The organism is Streptomyces hypolithicus (assembly GCF_052934925.1).
This window is the reverse complement of record NZ_CM128811.1, coordinates 4,585,919-4,601,460: the sequence shown is the minus strand read 5'-3', so window position 1 is coordinate 4,601,460 and position 15,542 is coordinate 4,585,919. Positions and strand designations below refer to the sequence as shown.

General features: G+C 68.3%; 11 protein-coding genes and 4 pseudogenes. 6 read left to right on the top strand and 9 right to left on the bottom strand.

Translation table 11 applies throughout. The annotated features are described in order from the left end of the window. The first annotated feature begins 5 nt into the window (after positions 1 to 5). From ACU6WZ_RS21750 to ACU6WZ_RS21740, 3 genes and pseudogenes are all read left to right on the top strand, one after another. Positions 6 to 260, top strand: coding sequence for a lasso peptide biosynthesis PqqD family chaperone (locus ACU6WZ_RS21750; protein WP_447029806.1), 255 nt, complete (start codon positions 6 to 8; stop codon positions 258 to 260). Next, positions 257 to 691: a lasso peptide biosynthesis B2 protein gene (locus ACU6WZ_RS21745; protein ID WP_447029805.1), complete on the top strand. Its 435-nt coding sequence runs from the start codon at positions 257 to 259 to the stop codon at positions 689 to 691. Before ACU6WZ_RS21750 ends, ACU6WZ_RS21745 begins: the two co-directional genes overlap by 4 nt. Next, positions 688 to 2,510 (top strand): annotated as a pseudogene (locus ACU6WZ_RS21740) (ABC transporter ATP-binding protein). Before ACU6WZ_RS21745 ends, ACU6WZ_RS21740 begins: the two are co-directional and overlap by 4 nt. Before the next feature lie 75 nt (positions 2,511 to 2,585). On the opposite strand, the pseudogene ACU6WZ_RS21735 reads toward ACU6WZ_RS21740, so the two are convergent. Both ACU6WZ_RS21735 and ACU6WZ_RS21730 read right to left on the bottom strand, forming a co-directional pair. Further along, positions 2,586 to 2,714 (bottom strand): annotated as a pseudogene (locus ACU6WZ_RS21735) (IS5/IS1182 family transposase); the annotation flags it as partial. A 408-nt stretch (positions 2,715 to 3,122) separates the two neighbouring features. Continuing rightward, positions 3,123 to 4,040, bottom strand: a pseudogene (locus ACU6WZ_RS21730) (ISAs1 family transposase); the annotation flags it as partial. A gap of 325 nt (positions 4,041 to 4,365) precedes the next feature. Between ACU6WZ_RS21730 and ACU6WZ_RS21725 the strand changes: the two are divergent. After that, a complete protein-coding gene (locus ACU6WZ_RS21725; RefSeq protein ID WP_447034176.1) occupies positions 4,366 to 5,988 on the top strand; it encodes an ISAzo13 family transposase in 1,623 nt (540 codons plus the stop codon). Positions 5,989 to 6,402: 414 nt separating this feature from the next. Here the strand turns inward: ACU6WZ_RS21725 and ACU6WZ_RS21720 are convergent, their stop codons facing one another. The 5 genes and pseudogenes from ACU6WZ_RS21720 to ACU6WZ_RS21700 form a co-directional block, all read right to left on the bottom strand. Then, positions 6,403 to 7,353: a hypothetical protein gene (locus ACU6WZ_RS21720; RefSeq protein ID WP_447029804.1), complete on the bottom strand. Its 951-nt coding sequence runs from the start codon at positions 7,351 to 7,353 to the stop codon at positions 6,403 to 6,405. 251 nt (positions 7,354 to 7,604) lie between these two features. Then, on the bottom strand, positions 7,605 to 7,913 hold the full coding sequence (locus ACU6WZ_RS21715; protein WP_447029803.1) for a transposase: 309 nt from the start codon (positions 7,911 to 7,913) through the stop codon (positions 7,605 to 7,607). A 78-nt stretch (positions 7,914 to 7,991) separates the two neighbouring features. After that, on the bottom strand, positions 7,992 to 9,623 hold the full coding sequence (locus ACU6WZ_RS21710) for an ISAzo13 family transposase (RefSeq protein ID WP_447029802.1): 1,632 nt from the start codon (positions 9,621 to 9,623) through the stop codon (positions 7,992 to 7,994). 146 nt (positions 9,624 to 9,769) lie between these two features. After that, positions 9,770 to 10,204: a hypothetical protein gene (locus ACU6WZ_RS21705; RefSeq protein ID WP_447029801.1), complete on the bottom strand. Its 435-nt coding sequence runs from the start codon at positions 10,202 to 10,204 to the stop codon at positions 9,770 to 9,772. Beyond that, positions 10,201 to 10,860: pseudogene (locus ACU6WZ_RS21700) on the bottom strand (transposase); the annotation flags it as partial. The gene ACU6WZ_RS21705 and the pseudogene ACU6WZ_RS21700, both read right to left, overlap by 4 nt. Before the next feature lie 177 nt (positions 10,861 to 11,037). On the opposite strand from ACU6WZ_RS21700, the gene ACU6WZ_RS21695 reads away from it, so the two are divergent. Next, entirely contained in the window at positions 11,038 to 11,514 is a 477-nt protein-coding gene (locus ACU6WZ_RS21695; RefSeq protein WP_447029800.1) for a hypothetical protein, read from the top strand. 73 nt (positions 11,515 to 11,587) lie between these two features. Further along, on the top strand, positions 11,588 to 12,421 hold the full coding sequence (locus tag ACU6WZ_RS21690; protein WP_447029754.1) for a transposase family protein: 834 nt from the start codon (positions 11,588 to 11,590) through the stop codon (positions 12,419 to 12,421). 887 nt (positions 12,422 to 13,308) lie between these two features. Here ACU6WZ_RS21690 and ACU6WZ_RS21685 read toward each other — a convergent pair. Beyond that, on the bottom strand, positions 13,309 to 13,896 hold the full coding sequence (locus tag ACU6WZ_RS21685; RefSeq protein ID WP_447029799.1) for an arsenate reductase/protein-tyrosine-phosphatase family protein: 588 nt from the start codon (positions 13,894 to 13,896) through the stop codon (positions 13,309 to 13,311). Beyond that, positions 13,893 to 15,347, bottom strand: coding sequence for a tyrosine-protein kinase domain-containing protein (locus ACU6WZ_RS21680; protein ID WP_447029798.1), 1,455 nt, complete (start codon positions 15,345 to 15,347; stop codon positions 13,893 to 13,895). Before ACU6WZ_RS21680 ends, ACU6WZ_RS21685 begins: the two co-directional genes overlap by 4 nt. Positions 15,348 to 15,542: the final 195 nt, after the last annotated feature.

Genomic DNA, 15,542 nt, shown 5'->3' with positions numbered 1-15,542 from the left:
ACACCATGGCATTGCGGTTCGGCGCCAACGTCTCTGCGGCGGAGACCGATTACGGCACGGTCCTACTCGACGAACATGTGGGCCAGTACTGGGAGTTGAATCCCACGGCCACGCTGGTGGTCAAGACACTGATGGCGGGCGGTGACGAAGCGGACGCGGTCGCCGCGGTTGCCGACGAGTTCGACATCGACGTCGCCCGGGCGAGGCAGGACGTCGATGCCCTCGTCCAGCAGCTGTGGACCTCGGGGCTGGTGGAATGACGACCCCCAGCGCACTGGAGCGACCCACCGACGTCCCCTTCGCGCGACGCCTCGCCGCCCGACTCGTCCTTTTGCCCGCGCTCGTGCTCTCCCTGCTGCCGCCCCGCCGGATCCGTGCCGTGCTCGGCCTCGCCCGCCGCGGCGCCAGACCGGCCACTGGTGCACAGGCCAAGTACGCGCGGGACGCCATGTGCGCGGTGAGCCTGCGGTGCGCCGGGCCGAAGGGCTGCCTGCCCCGTTCCCTGGGAGCCGCCCTGCTGTGCCGCCTGACAGGGAGCTGGCCGACCTGGTGCACCGGGGTGCGCGTGGTGCCGCCGTTCACGGCGCACGCCTGGATCGAGGCGAACGGCCGTCCCGTGGGCGAGGGCGTACCCGACGACTACTTCACCCGGCTCATCACGGTCGCCGCCGCGAGCCGATCGGGCCGATGACCGACACTGTCGTGAATCAGGCACAATCCGCGGCGGGGGGTGACCGCTCCACACGGGCCGCGGTCGCCACCATGTACCGGCTGACGGACGGGCACCGCGCGTCCGTTATCATCGCCACCGCGCTCACTTTGGTCGGCTCCGCCCTTGGCCTGGCTCAGCCGCTCGTTGCGAAGCAGGTCGTGGACGCGAGCGGACGCGGACAGGTACTGGGGCCCCTGCTGCTGCTCCTGGCCGCGCTGTTCGTCACCGAAGCGGCGACGGGCGCGATGGGCCGTTTCGTTCTGGAGCGCATGGGGGAGGGCGTCGTACGGCAGCTGCGTCACAGCCTGGTGGGGCGGCTGCTCCGACTGGAGATGCGGGAATACGACAAGCACCGCAGCGGCGACCTGATCTCCCGGGTCACCACCGACACCACCCTGCTCAGAGAAGTGGTCTCCCAGGCACTGGTCGACCTGGTGACCGGCACCCTCGTCGCCGCCGGGGCGATCGTCCTCATGCTATGGATCGACCCACTGCTACTCCTCCTGGTCGCGGCGACCGTGACCGTCGCCGCCGTGATCGTCGCCTCGCTGCTCAAGGGCATCCGCATCGCCTCCGAACGCATACAGACCTCCATCGGCGCGATCGCCGCCGACCTGGAACGCGCGCTCGGTGCCCTGCCGATGGTCCGGGTGCACCGCGCGCGGAGGACCGTGAAGCTGCCCGCATCGGCGCATGCGTCGATTCGGCGTACATCGCCGGCGTACGGACCGCGAAACTCGCCTCCGTGATGAGCCCGGCCGTCGAACTCGCCGTCCAAGGCTCCTTCCTGATCGTCCTGGTCATCGGCGGCCTGCGGGTGAGCACAGACGCCAACTCCCTCGGCGACCTGGTCGCCTTCCTGCTCTACGCCTCGTATCTGGTCCTGCCGCTGTCCTCGGTCTTCCGCGCGGTCGGCCTGATCCAGCGCGGCATGGGCGCCTACCAGCGCATCGAACAGGCACTGTCCCTGCCGGGAGAGCCCTCACAGGCCCAGACACCGGCCCAGGCACGTACACGGGAACCGGCCCGGCAGACCGTCTCACACGAGACGTCTGCCCTCGCCCTGCGGGACCTCAGTTTCGGCTACGACCCGAGCCGGCCTGTGCTGCGCGGCATCTCCTTCACCGCCCCTCACCGGAGCCAGACAGCTCTGGTCGGCCGGTCGGGTGCGGGCAAAAGCACAATCTTCGCCCTGGTGGCCAGATTCTACGAACCGGACTCCGGCGCCCTGCTTTTCGACGGCCAGCCTGCCACCGAGCTGAGCCGCGCGGAGTGCCGGTCGCGCATCGCGATCGTCGACCAGAACACCCACGTCGTCCACGGCTCACTGCGGGACAACATCACCTACGCCGACCCCAACGCCTCCGAGGCCGAAGTCCAGCGCGTAGTCGAACTCGCCCAGCTCACGGGCGTCGTCGAACGGCTGCCCGGCGGCCTGTCCGGCATGCTCGGCGAACGCGGCGGCACCCTCTCCGGAGGCGAGCGCCAGAGAGTCGCCCTGGCCCGCGCCCTCCTCGCCCGGCCCTCCCTTCTGCTGCTGGACGAGCCGACATCCCACCTGGACGCCGTCAACGAAACCGCGCTCACCGCCGTGATGCGCGACGTGGCCCGAGAATGCGCCGTCCTGGTCATCGCGCACCGCCTGTCCACAGTCCAGCACGCCGACATGATCATCGTCCTGGACAAAGGCACCGCCGTCGCCTGCGGACGTCACGAGGAACTGCTCACCACCAGCCCCACCTACCGCGAGCTGGCCGCCGGACAGATACTCCGGCCAGCCACCACGCCCTCCACGTGACGTCCGCACGCCCCCACCCGCACAGCCGCGGCGCCTCGTCACCGCAAGAGCCCTTTTGCAGCTAAAGACGGGTTCCTACGTGGTGAGTTTGAGGAGTCGTTTGTAGCAGCAGAGGGCCGCGGCGAGTTTGAGGAAGGCCAGGTAGGGCAGGTGGCGCTCAAAGCGAGGGTTGAGTCGGCGGTAGCCGGTCAGCCAGGACATGGTGCCCAGGGCCCAACTTGAGGCCGCGTAACCTCCTTGTCCGTCTCCCCGACAGCCGCACGGCACGCACCAAGCGGATCGACCCGCTCCGCGCTCGAGGACGTCCTGTTCGCGGGACGCCAGGCCCGCATCCACGTCCTAGCAGGAGCTCCATCTCTGTTTCAGGCGGCTTGACACACCAGCCCGGCGCCCAACTACACGGTTGGTACTAGGCCAGGGCTTCGGCGAAGTCGTGTGACGTCCGTTTCGTGATCATGTGAGCCCGAGAAGGGCGAGCGGACGGTCCGCGTTGCGGGCGTTGTGTCGTAGGGCGGCCGCGATGTTGGTCGCGCCGGACAGTCGCAGGGCTCCGATGGCGAGGTTGCGCCAGGTGGCCATCGCGCGGGGTGCGTTGCCGGTGCGCAGTTGGGAGGCGTCCTCGGAGAAGGTCGTGTCTCTGACGTGGTGCAGGGCCTCCACCTGCCAGTGGTCCCTGATCAGGGTCGCGAGTTGGGCTGGCGTGGCCCGCTCGGCGGTCAGGCTGGTGACTGCGTAGACGGTCTTGACCGTGGTCCTGCCGGTTTTGCGGTCAGTGCGGCGTCGCTTGATCTGGACGGCCTGCCGGGCACCGGGGAAGAGCAGGTTGTTCACGGTGGCCACCTTGATCCGCCTGATCTCCGAGCGTCCGTGGCCGGCATTCTTCGTGCGGCCCTGCAGCGGGATGTGCGTCCGGGGAAGGGATTTGAGCTGCTTTCGGAGTTTCTTCTGATTGCCCTTGACGATCACGATGTAGTGGGCTTCGCGGCCCAGGAGGTAGGCGGCGTGCTCGCGTTGGGTGTGCAGGGCGTCGCTGGTGACGACCACGCCGGCCAGGTCGGCGACGGTTTCCAGGAGGGGCTGGAAGTAGGTGATTTCGTTCGTCTTCACACCGACGTCCAACTGAGCCAGGACGAGGCCGGTGGTGTGCTCCAGGGCGGCGAGGAGGTGGATCTTGCGGCCGCCTGCCCTGGCGGCTCCGCGCAGGGCCTTGCCGTCGACTGCCAGGCCGCGCATTCGACCCGTGGTGGGGGTGCGGCGGTCGGCGAGCCAGTGGCCGACCGCCAGATCGAGCGCGTCGCCGTCGATCCGGGCCAGCAGCCTGCGAACTGTCGTCTCCGCGGGCAGGACCCGCTTGGGGAACAGCGGGTCGACTCGTACGCCGACGCGCTCCAGGACGTGTGGTGGAGCGTCGGCGATCCACTCGCCGACCGCCAGAAGCGACGTGGCCCCGGCCAGCACCGCGCACGCGGCCAGGGTGAGCACGAGGACCAGAGCGTGTCGTACCCCCCGCGGATCACGCGGATCAGGCACTTCGGACAGGCGCTCCAGCAGCCCTGGTACCTCTTCGGGTGCGACCACGGGATGCTCACGGAGTTGGTCAAAGGCGGGCGGGATCGGCGATGATTCGTCGGCAGGCACGGTCTTCCAAGCAGGTCACGGGGCGTCGAGAACTCCATGATCTTGGAAACCGTGCCTGTCTCACTTCCCGGGCCGCCTCAACCTGGCAGATCGTCATGAACCGGACGCCCTACGACTTCGCCGAAGCCCTGGGACCTGCCGATCAATAACTCTTCGATTTTCGTGGGCTGTTGGGTCGTAGGCTGTGGGGGTGTCGGAGGGGACGAAGGCAGAGCTGATGGATGCGTTCGGGCTGTTGCTGCCGCATCTCGATGAGCGCCAGCAGCGACTGACGTTGGGCGCCGCGGCCCGCGTTCTGGGCCATGGCGGGATCCGCATGGTGGCCGGAGCGGCCGGGGTGGCGGAGTCCACGGTGTCGCGCGGGAAGCGGGAGCTGGAGCACGCGGAGGAGCCCGCTGGCCGGGTACGGGCACCGGGCGCGGGTCGGAAGCCCTTGCGGGAGGCCGATCCGGGACTATTGCCCGCGTTGCTGGCGCTGGTCGAGCCGGATCAGCGCGGCGACCCGGAATCTCCGCTGCTGTGGACGGTGAAGTCCACCCGGAATCTGGCGGCCGAGCTGACGCGTCAGGGGCACCGGGTCGGTTCGGACACGGTGGCCGCGCTGTTGAAGGCGGCGGGATTCTCTCTGCAGGGCACCTCCAGGACCACCGAGGGGGCCCGGCATCCGGACCGGGACGCCCAGTTCCGCTACATCAACGACCAGGTCACGGCGTACCTTGCCGAGGGGCAGCCGGTCATCAGCGTGGATGCCAAGAAAAAGGAGACGCTGGGCAACTACGCGGTCATCGGACGCGAGTGGCACCGCGCCGGACAGCCGGTGCAGGTCCGCGCACACGACTTCCCCGAGAAGGGCGCCCAGAAAGCGGTGCCGTACGGGATCTACGACATCGGCGCGGACGCAGGCTGGGTGTCGGTGGGCTGCGACGGGGACACCTCTGCCTTCGCGGTGGCCACTTTGCGCCGCTGGTGGAACGGTGAGGGGCGCCGCCGCTACCCACATGCTTCCCGCCTGCTGGTTACCGCCGACGGCGGAGGCTCCAACGGCTACCGTGTGCGCGCCTGGAAGAAGGAACTCGCGGACTTCGCCTACGAGACGGGCCTTGAAGTGACTGTCTGTCACTTTCCACCGGGAACATCGAAATGGAACAAAATAGAGCACCGGCTGTTCTCACAGATCAGCATCAACTGGCGTGGCAGGCCCCTGACCAGCCACGAAGTCGTCGTCAGCACCATCGGAGCGACCACGACACGCAGCGGACTGTCCGTCCACGCCGAGCTCGACCCCGGCGCCTACCCCACCGGCGTCACCGTCCCCGACACCGTCATGGAACGCCTGCCCCTGACGCCGCACGAGTGGCATGGCACGTGGAACTACACCCTGCGCCCCGAACCACTCGCTCCTGAATTGGCGTCACCAAGCGTCGAGTTCGGACGCTTTCCCACCGGCGACAAGCTCCCCATGTGGCTGCGGCACCCCAGCCTCACCGGGCTCGAACCCGCCGCCTTCGACGATCTCGCCGCCCGCTGCCAAGCCTGGTGTGCCGAGCACCCGCCGATCTTCCTGCCCGGCAAACGTCCCGACGGCGGCCCCGGCGCCGGCAGCAGACGGCTCTCCGTCGCCGACCAGCTTGTCGTCTTCCTCCTCACGAAGCGCTGGTCCATGGCCCAGACGCCACTCGCCGAGGCAACCGGCCTGGCCAAGAGCCGGATCGGCGCGACCCTCCGGGAGGCCACGCCCGTACTCACCGCGCTCGGATACACGGTCCCGGTCGGCGCCCTCACCGTGACCACGGCACAACAGCTCGCCGAGATCGCCGGGCACGACCTCACACCCCCGTAATCCTCACCAAGATCTAGGATTTATTGATCGGCAGGTCCCTGACCCCAGGGGGCTTCGCGTTGCGCCAGGGTTGCCGGCCGCCGTCCACAGGGAGGACGGCGGCTTTGCGTTACGACATGATCGCACCGATGATCGCAACAGCGACAAGCAGGCAGCTCAGGGCTCTGATGAACCAGACTGTCTCGCCGAATCCGCTGCGGTCCGCTGTGAACATTGCGCAGGCAGTCGCTAGGGCGGGCCAGACGAGCCAATGCAGGTTAAGCGGGTGGCCAATGAAGTATGTCAGCGAAAAGTACCCCAGGATGTAGAGGGCGCCTGCTATGCCAGCATCGCGCCACATGATAATTCGTCGGTTCTCTTTGCTATGACCCTGTTCAATCAACGGGGTCTCCCTCCCTGTAAGGCTTCTTGCAATTACTTGAGGTCGTCGAAGCAAGCCTTCTTTATACTCTTGACCCCCAACAGGGTAGTGAAGCCCGATCCCAGAGCGGATGCGGCGCCCCTCTTTGTGTTGACCCCGGAGAGGGTAGCAAGGAGCTTCTTGACCCCACCGGCCGTCTTGATGGCCCTGTAACTCGCAGTACCAGGATGGAAGGCGGCGGCGAGGGCGCCGCCGCACTTCATGGAGTTCCAGGTGTCGCTGACCATGCCGCCGGCGATTTCCTTGGTCTTGTCCCACCACTTGGGGTCGGCGACAACAGGGTAGGCAGTGGACTCGTTGACCTGGATGGTCTGGATGAGTTCGTTGCCTTCGAGGCGGTAGGCGGTGGGGACAGACTGGCCGTTGGCGTCCTTGGCCCAGGGCGCTTCGAAGGTGCCGAGCAGTTCTCCGGCGCTGTCTGCAACGAGCACGCCGCCGTCCTCATCGATGACGGGGTGGGCACCGCTGGGGAGGTCGAGGGAGAAGCGGTACTCGGTCGGCGCCGTGCCGTTGTTCATCGTGATCAGAGCGCTGGCGCTGCCATCCCGGCCGGCCTGGGCGGCGACGTCAACGGACCCATTCGGCTGGGCGTAGACCACAGTGCCGTGAGCGCTGGTGTGCGCGGACGCCGCTGCCGAGCCGGGCAAGCCGATCCCTATCTGGGTGCCGGTGGAGTCAGTCACAGTGAGTTCGCCGGAGCCGGTCGTCGGCATTTCCACGCGTGTGCCCGCCGAGTTGGCAACCAGCCTGCCGTCGTCGGTCTGGGGGGCAGTGAGGTTGGCGACGCCGGTGGCCTTCTCGACCACGGCCGCTGCCTGAGCGCTCGTTTCCGGTGCAGGCGCACCGGTGTCGGCGAACGCCGGAACGGCAGAGGACAACAGAGCAGCAGCGGTCAGTGCTGCTAGGCCCGTGAGAGCAGTCCGGCTGGTGGTACAGATGTTCATAGAGTTCCCCGAGTAGCTTCTGATGTCACCGGGGTCAGGCCGGTGACATTGCGACGTGGATGATCGTTTCACGGTGCACAACCGGCACGTGCCAAAAGTTCGGAGGGGAAGATCACTGGAACCCGGAGGCCGAAAAGCGCATCCGCCCGCGCGACCGCCGTAGCAAAGCCAGTCAGGCACTTGCGTCAAGACCCTTGCAGAAAGCAGCGCGCCACGCGGCCTCGGTACCGTCAAGGGTAGAAGTCCCAACCTTATTGATCAGAAAACAAGGGGTTCTCGTTGAGGGTGTAGCGGACGTGGGGTCCGTGGAAGTAGCCGCGGACGATGTGGGGTTGGCGCTGGCGTCTGCGGAAGAAGCGACGGGTCTCGGCGGCGAGTTCGGCCTGGTTCCGGGCCCGGTGGCCTTTGGGCAGGCTGTGCTTGAGGTCGGCGTTGACGAGTTCGTCGGGGTTGAGCTCGGGCGAGTACGGGGGCAGGAAGTGCAGCTCGATCTCTTCGGTGTGCACGGCGAGCCAGGTCCGGACGGTCTTCGAGCGGTGTGCGGAGTGCCCGTCGACCACGAGGTGGATCTTGTGGTCGAAATGCCCGACGAGCCGGTCGAGGAAGGGGGCGTCGATTAATTGATGGAGCGTGTCACGTCAGCCTGTCGTTGATGTTGTGTGCATGGCGTAGGCGGCGAGTTCGCTGGGGTCGACGAGCCGGACGGGCAGTGGGTCTGCGTGGTGGCCGTGTTGCTGGAGCAGGGGCCGGACCTGCTTGATCAGGGTGCGCATCTGGTTCTCGCCGATGCGGAAGAGGTGGGCGGTCAGTGAGCAGGGCAGCCCGCGCTGATCGAGAACGGCGGCCCAGATCATGCTTTCCACGGCGAGTTTGCGGTGACGGGGGCGCTGGCCGGTGGGCACTTGATCGATCAACGCGCGGACGTCTGCGGTGAGTTGATCGAGTGCGTGTCGGGTCATCCCGGTCAGTACGGGGTGGGTTGCCATGGCGGTGTCGAAGGTGTGGGCGTGACGGGGGTGGGCCCGGCGGGTGGGTGGCTGGAGGGGCCCGGCGGGGACGCCGGGCTGGGGCGGGATCGTGTAGTTCCACTCGCCGTGGAAGCTGTCGGGGGTGATGGTGAGTGCGGCGGCGTGCTGGGCGTCGATCTCGATACCGATGGGGTAGGTGCCCTCGTCCAGGCGGGCGTTCACGCTCAGCCCGGTGCTCGTGGTGGTGGCGGCGATGAGGTTCAGGGCGACTTTGTAGCTGGTCAGGGGGCGGGCCCGCCAGTTCATCGAGATGAACGAGAACAGGCGGTGCTCCACTTTGTTCCATTTCGACGTGCCGGGCGGCAGGTGGCACACACTGATGTGCAGGCCGGTCTCGGTGGCCAGGGCGGCGAGGTTCGCTTTCCATGCCTTGGCCCGGGAACTGTTGGAGCCGCCGCCGTCGGCGGTGATCAACAGGCGGCGTGCGTTCGGGTAGGCGGCGCGGCCCTCCTCCTTCCACCAGCGGCGCAGGGCGGCCACCGCGAACGCGGCGGTGTCATGGTCGGTGCCCACCACTACGTAGCCGGTGTTGCGTCCGACGTCGTAGATGCCGTAGGGGATCGCGGTGCCGGCCGCCTGGGAGGGGAAGTCGTGATCGAGGACCTTCACGGGCCTGCCGGGCGGGGCCCATTCCCGCCCTCCTTGCGCGAACAGCCCGATCTGTTCCTTCTTCTTCGTGTCCACACTGATCACGGGGTCGCCGGCGTCGAGGAACTGGCGCACCTTGTCGTTGAGGTGGTGGAACTGGGCATCGCGGTCCCGGTGACCGCTGCCGGCCAGGACCTTGGCGTTGCTCCGCAGGCTGAAACCCGCCTCCTTCAACAATGCGGCGATCACGTCCCGACCCGCCGCGCGTCCCTGGGCTGCGAGCTCGGTGGCCAAATGCCGCAGCGACTTCGTGGTCCAGGTCAACGGCCCTATCGGGTCACCTTGCGTGCTGTCCTCGACCAACGCCAGCAGTGCGGCTCGGAGCCCCGGGTCCTTCGCCGCCAGCGCGGGACGCCCCGCACCTCGCCGACGTACCCGGCCATCGGGCCCGGCATCGTCCTCCAACTCGACAAGGCCCCGACTGACGCACCCCGTGGAGACCCCCGCGGCCCTGGCGACAGCCGCGATCCCTCCATGTCCGAGTTGCCGCGCTTCCGCCGCATACAGCAGACGGCACTGCCGCTCGTTGAGATGCGGAGTCACCGCCTCGAACTTCGCCCGCAACGGACTGATCAACTCATCGAAACGGCCCATATCACATCAACGAACCCAACTCCCGGAAGCAACCCGTAAATTCGCGACGCCCCCCGGGGTGTCGGTGAGAGTGCGGTTCGCGCCGTGATGCCCGATTCGCGATGAGGTCTGGGTGAGGTGCCCTGCTCGGTGGGGTGGGCTGGTGCTCAGGGGCGGGGCTGGGTGAACAAGCCGGGCTCGGGCTCGGTGAGGATACCGCGGGTTACCAGGCGTTTCAGCTTGGAGCGGATGCCCTCGGTGTTCTTCGGCAGGATCGGAAGGTCGAGGGCCTCGCAGATGTCGCGGGCCCGCATCGGATGGCCGGTGTCGGCGAGGACCGTGAGGATCTGCTGGTAGGCGGGGTGTTCCGGCACCTCGGCGCGGGGTGGATCGTCGACCGGTGCCGGTGCCGGTGCCGGTGCGGGGAGGCTGAGGAGGGTCTTGCGGGTGATCTGCAGATTCTCGCTCTCGGTGTCGAACTCGCAGAGGCGGGCGGTGAGTTCGGCGATCTGGTCCCGGAGCCGTCCGGCCTGCTCGCAGACTTCGCTCATCCGGACCTCGACGTAGGCCAGTACGGCCTCGACCTGGAGGATCTCACTCACGCGCCCCTCCAGGAGGGGAGGGTGATGCCGGTGAGGCGGCGGGCCATGACCGACGTCATCGCCCAGAACACCCGCGAGCGGGAGGAGGCGAGCCGGTGTTCGTAGTCACGCACGAGACGGCGGTAGAACATCAAGATCCCGTTCGTCTGTTCCACGATCCACCGCTTGGCCTGCGGGACGAAGCCCTTCTCGGCCGGGTTGCGCTCGACGATCTCGACATCGATGCCGAGAGTCTTGCCGTGGTCGACGACGCTCTTCTTGAAGCCCTGGTCGACCAGGGCCTTCCGCACCGTGTCGGTCTGCGCGGCCACACCGTTCAGCAGGGCGATGCCGGCAGCGTTGTCGTGCGCGGACGCCGGCAGGGCGGCGGCCTCGACGACGAGGCCCAACACGTCCACGGCCAGGCATCTCTTCCTGCCCGGCACCTTTTTCGAAGCGTCCTTGCCCGTCGTGTCGGCCGGGACGCCGACGGCCGCGTGGATGCTCTGGGTGTCCAGGACCACCAGACTCGGGTCGGCTAATCGCTTCCGGCTCTCGCGCAGCTGCCAGCGCAGGAGGTCGTGAACGCTCTGGTCGGTGCCGTCGTCACGCCAGGCGGCGAAGTAGTAGTACGTCGCACTCTTCGGCGGCAGATCGTGCGGCAGGTACTCCCACTGAGGCTCCGCCAAGCTCGTTTCCGCAGGTCAGTGGGGCTGGTGTGATGCGGTGGTGAGGTCCTCACGCTGACAGGCGGGGTGATCGTTAGCACGAGATCGTCCGGCGCGGGTGATCTCGCGGGTTCTGGAGTGAGGTTCGCAGGGCGCCGCGTAGGTTCTGCGCCGGGAGGGATCCTCATGGCGGATGTGCTGACGTGGACGATCGAACGGCGGCTTGAGCTGGCGAAACGTGCCGAGCTGCTGCGCAAGGAGCTGGACGAACTCGACACGGAGGTCGCCCGGTTGGTGGCTGCCGAGGTGGTGTTCGGGCAGTGGGCCGAGGCCACCGATGGTGGACGGCGACCGCCGGGCATCGTGTCACCGGAGCCGGAGCCGGAGCCGGCCGCTGTGACGGTGGGTCCGGGTGCGGGCGGGATGCGGGTGGTGCCGGACCGCGTCGAGGGGATGGGACGGGAGGTCCTGACCTCGCAATATCGGCGGGTCACGGAGATCGTGGCCGGGGCGGACGGTCCGGTGACGGCCAAGGACGTCGCCCTCGGGCTGGGCCGGGAGGCGACCCCGGCGAAGATCGAGCCGGTCCGGGGCCGGCTGCGCAAACTGGCCGACCGGGGCTGGCTCTCGCGCACCGCGTCCGGGCGCTACCTGCCACGCTGACCGGTGACGCCGTCAGCCGGACGGGCCGGTTTATGCCGTAACGCGAAGACCCCCGGCGGGAGTTGGTAAGTGTGTGACCAAAAACCAGCCCGCCGAGGGCCCTGAGGATGTTGTCTACCAGGTTCGTCTCCCGCTGTCGAAGCGGACCATCGATCTCGTCGCCGGCCTGATACGCCAACGCCGCAACCGGATGCGCTCTGTCTGGCGCAAGGCCGAACCTGGTAAGCAGGCCGTCGTCGTGCTCGCCGTACTCCGTCACGACCAGCGCCTGGCCGACATGGCCGACGGCAACCAGGTCGGCGAGTCCACCGTCCGCCGCTGGGTGAAAGAAGTCGTCGAGCTGCTGGCCGCCCGCGCCCCACGCCTGGACCGCGCGTTGAAGAAGATCGCCGGCAGCGGCGGGGTCGTGGTCCTCCTGGACGGCACCCTGATCCGCACCCACCGCCGCACCGGAAAGGACGACCGGAAGAACTACTCCGGCAAACATAAGGCCCATGGCCTGCTGTTTCTCGCGCTCACCGACGAGAAGGGCAACCTGATCTGGATCTCCGCGGCCAAGCCTGGCCGGTCCAGCGAGATCACCACCGCCCGCCACAGCAAGATCACCGGACATCTGAGGGAGGCCGGCCTCGGCGCCTTGGCCGACCTTGGCTTCGTCGGCCTGGACGACAAGCCCGAAGACGACCCGGTGATCATCACTGGCCGCAAGGCCACCCGCAATCACCAGCTGACGGCCGCCGAGAAGGAAGCGAACCGCCTGGTCAGCCGCGAACGCGCCGCCAACGAACACGGCTTCGCGAACCTCAAGTCATGGCGGATCCTGACCAAACTCCGCACGGACACCCGGCAGGCGACCACGCTCCTGCGGGCCCTGCTCGTCCTGGCTAACAGCGAAGTACAGCGCTGACGGGGCAGGCGGATGATCTCGCCCCAACGATCACCCCGCCTGCCAGCGCGAGGACCTCACCGGAACATCACACTAGACCAACTGACCTGCGGAAACGAGCTTGGCGGAGCCTCACTGGACACTGGACAGTGGGGAGTCTGCAACAAGGACTCCTACGAGAACACCAGCACCAACGCATGGGGGTCCAAGGGTAGCAGGGTGCGGTGGCAGATCGTGGCAGGCACGAGCTACGGTTCCTGGTCCCCTTGGTACTTGAACGACGAGTGAGCCGTTTCCAGGCTTCGTGCACGGGCGGTGTATGCGAGAGACCTGGACTCGAACCAGGATCTCGCTGCATTCGGCTGCCCCGCGAGCGAGCGTCGCCGCGAGGTCTACGTCGGCCTTGCGAAGCGAGGAGCTCTGCCAGAGGCGGCCGTCCAACTGGTATGCCTCGTCAGCCGGCTGTCTATCCGCATCATCGGATCGTGCCGTCGGCTGTGCGGGGCGAAGTGCGACGACAGGCCAGTGGCCGCACCCGTGGACCGGCACCCGGGCTCGCCACGCACCCGGGTGCCACCCACGACCCAGGCGAGCCCGATCTCCCGCAGTGTCTGCAGGTGGTGCTCCACCGTCCGCTCGGACAGGCCGGTGACGCGGGAAGGTACTCGATGCCCGGACGGCACGGGAACAGCTGCGCGAGGTCTTGGGCGACACGCACGGTCGTCAGACCGAACGAGCGCGGCCCCTGCGACCGGTGCGCCCGCGGGCCGTACTGTCCTATCCGGCGACACAGTGGGCCGCCTGCATCCAGCTGTAGCCGTTCAGCGACTGGCACGACGCGTAGGGCGGTCCGTGATCGGAGTGGCAGCCTCGTGCACCCTTGATCCAGACGCTCGTGCACCCTCGATTCAGACGCTCGTCCCGCCGCCCAGCAGCCGGGCGAGCGTGCTCACCTCCCCGTCGATCTCGCGGGCGCACTCGTACAGCACAGGGTGGGGCCTCCCCCACGGGTCCGCGACGTCATCCTCGGCCGGCGGGACCGGGGCGGCGGCACCCCGGCGGCCGGCCGCGGCCGCGACGACGACGTCGAAACCGTCCCCGACCCGCGGGCCTTCCCCGCCCGCTTCCCCGCCCCGCACTTCGTCGACTCCCCCCGCGGCGAGACGCACGAACTCCTTCAGGGTGAAGCAGCGCCGCATCGCCGACGGCGCGAGCCGCACGGCCGCCTCCCGGTGCTCGATGGCGAGCCCGAGGACCAGCGCCGCTCCCACGACGAGCTGCGCGGTGAGCGGGCGGGCCGCGAAGCCGGAGCCGTCACCGCCCAGCTTCTCCAGCACCGCCCTGGTGGAGCTCTCCATGCCGGCCCGGGGCCACGCCTCCGCGCCGGCGCTCTCCGGCCGCACGGCCGAGCCGGGCGGAAGCTTCGCGGCCAGCAGCCGCTCGGCGAGCACCGAGCGGTGCACGTTGCCCGTGCAGACGAACAGGACACGGGTCATTTCTCGCCCGCGAGACGTGTCGCCGCGGCGGCCTCCTTCCGAGGGTCCGACACACGAGGAGCGGGCAGCTCGCCGTACGGCCCGTAGGTGCCGTAGCGATCGCCCCGGGGCACCGGAGCCATGTTGAAGACGGTGCCAAGGACGCGGACACTCACGCGGTCCAGCGATTCCGCGGCGGTGCGGACCTGTTCCCGGCTGGTCTTCGCGGCGCGGACGACGAGCAGCGCGCCCTGGGCGAAGGAGGCGAGTCCGAGGGTGTCGGCAACCGGCAGCAGCGGCGCGGTGTCGATGATCACGACCTCGTAGGTGTCGGCCAGTTCGCGCAGTACCTCTTCCATGCGCGCCGAGGCGAGCAACTCCGTGGGGTTCGGCGGTACGGCGCCGCTGGCGAGAACCGAGAGCCGGCCGCCGGCCTGCTGCATCACGTCCTCGATGCGGGCCTGTCCGATGAGCACGGTGGTCAGACCGGCGTCCTGGACGAGACCGAAGGTCGAGGCCACGCACGGTCGGCGCAGGTCGCCGTCCACGAGGCAAGTGGAGAGACCTGCCTCGGCGAGCGAGAGGGCGAGGTTCACCGCGGTGTTGGTCTTGCCCTCACCAGGCACCGAACTTGTCACCGCGATGATCCGGGGCGGCTCGTCGACCTGCGAGAACTGCAGGTTGGTGCGCAGCTTGCGGAAGGCCTCGGCACGGTGGGAGTGCCTGTCGGCGCTGACGAGCGGTTGCTTGGGAACGTTCCTGTCGTACGGGATGGTGCCGAGACCCGGCAGCGCGGTGAACTCGCCCAGCGCCTCGCTGGTCTTGAGCGTGGTGTCGAGGGTCTCGCGCAGGGCGGCGAGTCCGGCACCGAGCAGCAGGCCGCCGAGCACTCCTGCGACCAGGTTCAGCAACGGGCGGGGGGAGACCGGACCGGCGGGGGCGACGGCTTCCTGGGTGATGCCCAGAGAGACGGGCGAGGCACCGGCGCCCGTACGGCGGCTCTTTCCTGTCTGCTCCGAGCCGGGCGCGCGCTTGGGCGCCTCCAGTCGTTCGACGACCGCGCTGAACCGCTGCGCCACGGCGTTGGCGATGCGCGCCGCACGCTTGGGCTCGGCGTCCCGGACGGTGATGTCGATGAGCACGGTGTTGAGTGGGGCGGCGGCGGTGATCCGCGACGCCAGTTCCTCCGGAGTGGTGCGCAGTCGCAGCTCCTTCACCACGGGCCGGGTCACCTGACGGGTGGCCACGATCGCGGCGTACGACTGAACGCGCGCCTGCGAGAAGCTCTGCCCCTGGTTCATCTGGGCGGTGTCGTCGCCGGTGCGGGTGGCGACGAAGAGCTGGGTCCTCGCCTCGTAGACGGGTGTGCTCAAGCTCGTCGCGGCGAGCGCCGCTCCGGTCGCGAGAACGAGACAGACCACGACGGTCGGCCAGCGTCTGGCAAGAGCCTTCAGGAATCCGTGGAGATCCAAGCTGCACCCCTCATAGGACCGAGGGAACCACCCGAAATAGAATGTTCTGTTCCCTGTGTATGCAGCCGACGATAGGGACTCGCGCGCGTCAACCGGGGGAGCCACCCCTGTGTCGGACCACCAAACGACGCGCGCGACGCACACCACCCCGCCGGGGTGACGGCATGGGCCATCGAGAAGCAAGCGCTACACCAT

Coding starts and splice junctions, on each gene's coding strand:
- ACU6WZ_RS21745 (WP_447029805.1), top strand. CDS start 257: ATGACGACCCCCAGCGCACTGGAGCGACCCACCGACGTCCCCTTCGCG.
- ACU6WZ_RS21750 (WP_447029806.1), top strand. CDS start 6: ATGGCATTGCGGTTCGGCGCCAACGTCTCTGCGGCGGAGACCGATTAC.
- ACU6WZ_RS21695 (WP_447029800.1), top strand. CDS start 11,038: ATGGCGGATGTGCTGACGTGGACGATCGAACGGCGGCTTGAGCTGGCG.
- ACU6WZ_RS21710 (WP_447029802.1), bottom strand. CDS start 9,623: ATGGGCCGTTTCGATGAGTTGATCAGTCCGTTGCGGGCGAAGTTCGAG.
- ACU6WZ_RS21685 (WP_447029799.1), bottom strand. CDS start 13,896: ATGACCCGTGTCCTGTTCGTCTGCACGGGCAACGTGCACCGCTCGGTG.
- ACU6WZ_RS21725 (WP_447034176.1), top strand. CDS start 4,366: ATGGATGCGTTCGGGCTGTTGCTGCCGCATCTCGATGAGCGCCAGCAG.
- ACU6WZ_RS21720 (WP_447029804.1), bottom strand. CDS start 7,353: ATGAACATCTGTACCACCAGCCGGACTGCTCTCACGGGCCTAGCAGCA.